The 6804-nt window shown below is 71.5% G+C and carries 5 protein-coding genes and 1 pseudogene; all 6 read left to right on the top strand.

Features of this window, described 5'->3' with window-relative positions; all coding sequences use genetic code 11:
* The first annotated feature begins 187 nt into the window (after positions 1 to 187).
* The 6 genes and pseudogenes from glmU to DEF28_RS04575 all read left to right on the top strand — a co-directional run bounded on the left by glmU (position 188) and on the right by DEF28_RS04575 (position 6740).
* On the top strand, positions 188 to 1645 hold the full coding sequence (gene glmU, locus DEF28_RS04600) for a bifunctional UDP-N-acetylglucosamine diphosphorylase/glucosamine-1-phosphate N-acetyltransferase GlmU (RefSeq protein ID WP_114396631.1): 1458 nt from the start codon (positions 188 to 190) through the stop codon (positions 1643 to 1645).
* A 19-nt stretch (positions 1646 to 1664) separates the two neighbouring features.
* Positions 1665 to 2642, top strand: a complete 978-nt coding sequence (locus DEF28_RS04595; protein WP_114396632.1) for a ribose-phosphate diphosphokinase — start codon at positions 1665 to 1667, stop codon at positions 2640 to 2642.
* A gap of 253 nt (positions 2643 to 2895) precedes the next feature.
* A complete protein-coding gene (locus tag DEF28_RS04590) occupies positions 2896 to 3513 on the top strand; it encodes a 50S ribosomal protein L25/general stress protein Ctc (RefSeq protein WP_114396633.1) in 618 nt (205 codons plus the stop codon).
* 40 nt (positions 3514 to 3553) lie between these two features.
* A pseudogene (gene pth, locus DEF28_RS04585) lies at positions 3554 to 4134 on the top strand (aminoacyl-tRNA hydrolase).
* A 330-nt stretch (positions 4135 to 4464) separates the two neighbouring features.
* Entirely contained in the window at positions 4465 to 5943 is a 1479-nt protein-coding gene (locus tag DEF28_RS04580; protein ID WP_114396635.1) for a sugar transferase, read from the top strand.
* A 5-nt stretch (positions 5944 to 5948) separates the two neighbouring features.
* Positions 5949 to 6740, top strand: coding sequence for a 3'(2'),5'-bisphosphate nucleotidase CysQ (locus DEF28_RS04575; protein WP_114396636.1), 792 nt, complete (start codon positions 5949 to 5951; stop codon positions 6738 to 6740).
* Positions 6741 to 6804: the final 64 nt, after the last annotated feature.

The raw sequence follows: 6804 nt of genomic DNA, 5'->3' as shown, positions 1-6804 counted from the left end.
CTCCGCGGGGACCCCTCACCGCCCCCGCCCGGCTCACAGGCCACATGTATGCTGCCCATGTCGGCCTCGGAAGTCGCGTCTGTTCGCGTGCCCGCGGGCAGCTCACGGCGGTGCCGGCACCCACGTCGGCGTCCGATCCCCGCGCGCCGATCCAGTCATCCGCCAGCGATTCGAGGAGTCTCCGCCAGTGAGCGTGAGCCGCCCGGCTGCCGTCATCGTCCTCGCGGCGGGCGAGGGCACCCGTATGAAGTCCAGGCTTCCCAAGGTCCTCCATGAGATCTGCGGACGCAGCATGCTCGGCCACGTCCTGGCCGCCGCGGCCGAACTCGGTCCGGAGCGCACGGTCGTGGTCGTCGGCCACGGCAGGGACCAGGTGACCGGGCACCTCAAGCGGGTGGCACCGGAGGTCGGTACCGCCGTGCAGGACCGGCAGAACGGGACCGGCCACGCCGTGCGCATGGCCGTCGAGGCGCTCCGCGAGGAGGGCGTCGCGCTCTCCGGCACCGTGGTGCTGGCCTACGGCGACACCCCGCTGCTGCGCGGCCGGACCCTGGCCGACCTGGTCGCCGCACACGAGGCGGCTGGCAACGCCGTCACCGTGCTGTCCGCCCGGGTGCCCGACCCCGCCGGCTACGGCCGGGTGGTGCGCGGCCCGTCGGGCGACTTCACCGGCATCGTCGAGCACGCCGACGCCACCGAGGAGGAGCGCGCGGTCGACGAGATCAACTCCGGGATGTACGCCTTCGACGGCGCCCTGCTCGCCGAGGTGGTCGGCCGCCTGTCCACGGACAACGCCAAGGGCGAGGAGTACATCACCGAGGCGGTCGCGATCCTGCGCGGCGACGGCCACCGGGTCGACGCCACCCCCGCCGCCGACTGGGTCGAGATCCAGGGCGTCAACGACCGCGTGCAGCTCGCCGAGGCGCGGCGGCTCCTCAACGACCGGCTGCTCACCGACCTCATGCGCGACGGCGTCACCATCGTCGACCCCGCCACCACGTGGGTCGACGCCGAGGTGGCGGTCGGCCGCGACTCCGTCATCGAACCGCAGACGCAGCTCCAGGGGCGCACCCGGATCGGGGAGGACGCGCACGTCGGCCCGGGGGTGCTGCTCCGCGACACCGAGGTCGGGGCGGGTGCCCGGATCTCGCACGCGGTCGCCCACGAGGCGGTCGTCGGCCCCGAGTGCTCCGTGGGCCCCTACGCCTACCTGCGGCCGGGGGCCGCGCTGGAGCGCGGCGCCAAGATCGGCACCTACGTCGAGGTGAAGAACTCCACGGTGGGCGAGGGGTCGAAGGTCCCGCACCTCACCTACGTCGGCGACGCCGACATCGGCCGCGGCGTCAACATCGGCGCGTCGTCGGTCTTCGTGAACTACGACGGTGTCAACAAGCACCGCAGCTCGATCGGCGACCACGCCCGCACCGGCAGCGACAACATGTTCGTCGCGCCGGTCCGGGTCGGCGACGGGGCCTACACCGGCGCCGGCACCGTGGTCCGTGAAGACGTCCCACCCGGCGCCCTGGCGGTCTCGGCCGGCGGGCAGCGCAACATCGAGGGGTGGGTGCTGCGCAAGCGGCCCGGAACGCCCGCGGCCGAGGCCGCGGAGCGTGCGAAGGGAGCCGAGGAAGCCAGTGACCGGTAGTTCTGGGGGAGATCGACAAGTGACCGGCAAGAAGGCCGCGGGTCAGAAGAAGCTCATGCTGTTCTCGGGGCGCAACCACCCCGAGTTGGCGGAGCAGGTGGCCGAGCACCTGGGTGTGGACGTGGCCCCGACGAGATTCCAGGATTTCGCCAACGGCGAGATCTTCGTGCGGTACCTGGAGTCGGTGCGCGGCTGCGACGCCTTCGTCCTCCAGTGCCACTCCGACCCGATCAACGAGTCCATCATGGAGCAGCTCATCATGGTGGACGCGCTCAAGCGGGCGTCCGCCAAGCGCATCACCGTGGTGACGCCGTTCCTCGGCTACGCGCGCCAGGACAAGAAGCACCGCGGGCGGGAGCCGATCTCGGCCCGCCTCATGACCGACCTGTTCCGCACCGCCGGCGCGCACCGGCTCATGGCGGTCGACCTGCACACCGACCAGATCCAGGGCTTCTTCGACGGGCCGGTCGACCACCTCTTCGCGCTGCCGATCCTGGCCGACTACGTCGGCTCGCAGGTGAACACGGCGGAGATCACGGTGGTCTCGCCCGACGCCGGCCGGGTCCGCACCGCCGACCGCTGGGCGGACCGCCTCGGCGCGCCGCTGGCCATCATCCACAAGCGCCGCGACCCCGACGTCGCCAACGAGGTCAAGGTGCACGAGGTCGTCGGTGAGGTCGAGGGCCGCACCTGCGTGCTGGTCGACGACATGATCGACACCGCCGGCACCATCGTGAAGGCCGCTGACGCGTTGTTCGACAACGGTGCCGACAAGGTCATCGCGGCGGCGACGCACGGCGTGCTCTCCGGCCCGGCGGCGGAGCGCCTGCAGAACTCGCGGATCTCCGAGGTCGTCATCACGAACTCGCTGCCCGTGCCCAAGGAGCGCCAGTTCGACAAGCTCACGCAGCTGACCATCGCCCCGCTGCTGGCGCGCGCCATCAGCGAGGTGTTCAGCGACGGCTCGGTGACCAGCCTGTTCGAGGGCGCCAGCTAGCGGCCCCGGCCCGGCCCGGCGGAGCGCGGCGCCGTCGGGCCTGTCGGCCGTGTTCGGACCTGTCCGAAGACCCACTAGACTGGAACGAGTGTCCCGCGTCTGTGTGGGGCTCGTCCCTCTTGGTCGCGTGCACTTTCAATGTGGCCCGGCGCGGTTGCGTTCCCCGTGAACTCGGGGTTCCCCGCCCATGCGGGAGTGGTTCCAGAGAAGTCGTGTTCCCCGTCGAGCGGGGATGATCCCGAGGAGTTTTGTCGTGTCCGAGGTACGCATCGCTGCCGAGCCGCGCACGGAGTTCGGTAAGGGCGCCGCACGTCGCGCTCGCCGCGCGGGTAAGGTGCCGGCCGTCCTCTACGGCCACGGCACCCAGCCGCGCCACATCAACCTTCCGGGTCACGACCTGATGCTCGCCCTGAAGACCCCGAACGTGCTGCTGCGCGTGGACGGCATCGAGGGTGGCGACAACCTCGCGCTTCCCAAGAGCGTGCAGCGGGACCCGATCAAGGGCTTCCTGGAGCACGTCGACCTGCTCGTCGTGAAGAAGGGCGAGAAGGTCGCGGTCGAGATCCCGGTGACCACGACCGGCGAGGTCGCCCCCGGCGGCGTGCTGAACCAGGAGCTCGTGCAGGTCGAGGTCCAGGCCGAGGCCACCCACATCCCCGAGGGCGTCGAGGTCGACGTCGAGGGCCTGGAGGCGGGCGCGCACGTGACCGCCGGCGACCTGAAGCTGCCCACCGGCACGGAGCTGGTGACCGACGCCGAGACGATCATCCTCACCGTCGCCGCCGAGCGCGTCTCGGAGGAGGCCCCGGCCGAGGCGGAGGCCGCCGAGCCGGCCGCCGAGACCGAGGCTCCGGCCGAGTCCGCGGAGTAGGCCGTTCCGCACCCGCGAACACGGAGAGCGAACCGAACCGATGCGTGGTCTCCTCAGCCGCCTGCTGGGAGGCCACGCGTCCGCGTCTCCGGAGGGGCGGCCCGACCGGGAGGGCGATGTGAGCGTCGAGTGGTGGCTCGTGGTGGGTCTGGGCAACCCGGGTCCGAAGTACGCCGGTAACCGGCACAACGCCGGATTCATGGTGGTCGACGCCCCCGCGCGGTCCTCGCGAAACAGCGCACCTTCATGAACCTCTCGGGCGGACCGGTCGCCGGTCTGCGGCAGTACTACCAGGTCCCCCCGGAGCGCATCGTGGTCATCCACGACGAGCTGGACATCCCCTACGGCGCGCTGAAGCTGAAGCGCGGCGGCGGATCGGGCGGGCACAACGGGCTGCGCTCGATCACCACCTCGCTGTCGGGCCCGGACTACATCAGGGTGAGGTTCGGAATCGGCCGCCCGCCCGGTCGGATGGACCCGGCCGCCTACGTGCTGAAGGACTTCGGCACCGCGGAGCGCAAGGAGCTGGACCTCAACATCGAGCGCGCCGCCGACGCCGTCGAGACGGTGCTCACCGAGGGCCTGGAGAAGGCGCAGCTCATCTACCACACCGCCGGCTGACGCGCGCCGGCGCGCGGTGCCGTGGCCCCGGAGCCGTCGGGCTGGCGGCTGGGGAGGTCCACCGTCGGGTGCCCGTTGCGGCCGAGCGGTCGCAGAAATCCGCTTTTCACCGTCCTTACGGGTTTTACTGATCACTCTGCGTCACGTTACGCGACTTGCGCGCTACCTTTAGTTACTATTCACGGCGTCAGGTCGCGTTGCGCCTTTTTCGTCATCAGTTCACCGCCGCGGAGGCTGGGTGCCTTCGGTGTGGCATGTCCGTTGTGGGCATGCCGGTGCGCCCCGCGCGCGAGGCGGGGAGAGGGCGTCGGGAGTCGAGGGTGGGAGAGTATGGCCGTCATCAGCGGCGTGCAGACCGGTGCCCGGGAAGCACGGTCCAGACCGATGGCCCCGCTCGCGTGGACCAGGGCCTACGTGCGCGGGATGGCGGCCGTCGACCTCGGTTCCGCCGCGGCCGCCGGACTGCTCGCGGTGCGGGTCCGGTTCGCCGAGGCGATCGGGACCCCCGCGGTGGCGCCGTACCTGCTGGCCACCTTCCTGCTGCCCCTGCTGTGGGTGGTCGCCGTGGCGGTGGCCGGGGGGTACGAGCGGCGGTTCATCGGCGTGGGCACCGAGGAGTTCCGCCGGGTCCTGAGCGCCGGTGTCGCGCTGACCGCCCTCGTGGCGATCGCGGCCTACGCGACCAAGATCGACGTCGCCCGGGGCTACGTCATCGTGGCGCTCCCGCTGCTGACGCTGCTCAGCCTGGCGCTGCGCTACGCGCTGCGCAAGCGGCTGCACCGCCGCCGGCGGTCCGGGGCGTGCATGCGGCAGGTCATCGTGGTGGGGTACCGCGACGGCGCCCGCGACCTCATCCGGCAGTTCCGGCGCGAGCCCTACCACGGGATGAACGTCGTCGGCGTCTGCCTGCCGGTCGACCAGTGCGACGAGGCGGACGGTGGTCTGGACGAGGTCGACGGCCGGCCCGTCTACGGCGACTTCGCGGCGGTGCCGGACGTGGTCGAGGTGACCGGCGCGGACACCGTGGCGATCCTGAGCTGCCCCGAGCTGGACGGGGTCGAGCTGCGCCGGCTGGCCTGGCAGCTGGAGAAGAGCGGAACGGACCTCACGGTGGCTCCGGCGCTGATGGAGGTCGCCGGTCCGCGCACGTCGATCCGCCCGGTGGCGGGGCTGCCGCTGCTGCACGTGGAGCACCCGGAGCTCGCCGGTGTGCGGCGGGTGGTGAAGGAGTTGTTCGACCGCGTCACGGCGGCGGCCGCCCTGGTGCTGCTCGCCCCGCTGTTCGCGGTGCTGGCGCTGCTGGTCCGCGCCAGTGGACCCGGGCCGGTGCTGTTCCGCCAGACCCGTGTGGGGCGGGACGGAGCCGAGTTCACCCTCTACAAGTTTCGTACCATGGTCGTCGGTGCGGAGGCGCTCAGAGCGGTGCTGCGCCCCCGGAACGAGCACGACGGTGTGCTGTTCAAGATGCGGCGGGACCCCCGGGTGACACCCGTGGGTGCGTGGCTGCGACGGTATTCACTGGACGAGCTTCCCCAGCTCGCCAACGTGCTGCTGGGGGACATGTCCCTCGTGGGCCCGCGGCCGCCGCTGCCCGAGGAGGTGGCCGAGTACGGGTACGACGTGCGGCGCCGGCTGGTGGTGAAACCCGGGATGACGGGGCTGTGGCAGGTGAGCGGGCGTGCGGATCTCTCGTGGGAGGAATCCGTCCGCCTGGATCTGCGGTACGTGGAAAACTGGTCGCTGACCCTCGACGTCCAGATCCTCTGGAAGACGTGGTCAGCGGTGGTCCGTGGGGCGGGAGCATACTGAGTCTGGTGAGCAGCATCCGAAACGATCATGAGGTGGCGCGGGATCTCGCGACGGAGGCGGGGCAGCAGCTGCTGCGGCTCCGCGACCGGCACGGCTTCGAGGAACCCGAGGTGCTGCGCACCCTGGGCGACCGGCTCTCGCACGAGTTCCTGTTCTCCGCGCTGGAGCGGCTGCGGCCCAGCGACGCCGTGCTCTCCGAAGAGGGCGTCGACGACCGCCGCCGGCTGAGCGCACGGCGCGTGTGGATCATCGACCCCCTCGACGGCACCCGCGAGTTCGCCGAGGCGGGCCGCGGGGACTGGGCCGTGCACGTGGCGCTGTGGGAGAACGGTGAACTCGTGGCCGGGGCGGTGTCGCTGCCCGCCCAGGGCAGCACCCTCTCCACGGTCGACCCGCCGTGGCTTCCCGAGGAGCGGCCCTCCGACCAGCGGCTGCGCATCACCACCAGCCGCACCCGGCCGCCGGAGTTCGTGCAGCGGCTCGCGACCCAGCTCGGCGCGGAGGTGCTGCCGATGGGGTCGGCCGGCGCGAAGATCTGCGCGGTGCTGCTCGGGATCGCCGACATCTACCTGCACGCCGGGGGCCAGTACGAGTGGGACAGCGCGGCGCCGGTGGCCGTCGCGCATGCCGCCGGCCTGCACGCCTCACGCATCGACGGCTCGAAGCTGACCTACAACGAGGTCGATCCGTCACTGCCAGATATCCTTGTCTGTCGACCGGAATTGTCGAGTATGTTGCTGGCCAGCGTCCGCGAGGTCGCGGACCTGAACAGCGCCGATCCACACGCGGGAGCCTGACCGGGTTCCCGCGAAAGCCTCCCGTGGCGTGAACGGGGAGTAGTGCTCCCGTGGCGTGAACGGG

Origin of the sequence: Marinitenerispora sediminis (assembly GCF_003336425.1) — a bacterium.
Classification (GTDB): Bacteria; Actinomycetota; Actinomycetes; order Streptosporangiales; family Streptosporangiaceae; genus Marinitenerispora; species Marinitenerispora sediminis.
Note: the sequence above shows the minus strand (reverse complement) of the source record. Positions and strands in the feature narration are given on the sequence as shown.

Excerpts from the sequence above, each read along its gene's own strand:
- DEF28_RS04580 (WP_114396635.1), top strand. The coding sequence starts at position 4,465 with ATGGCCGTCATCAGCGGCGTGCAGACCGGTGCCCGGGAAGCACGGTCC.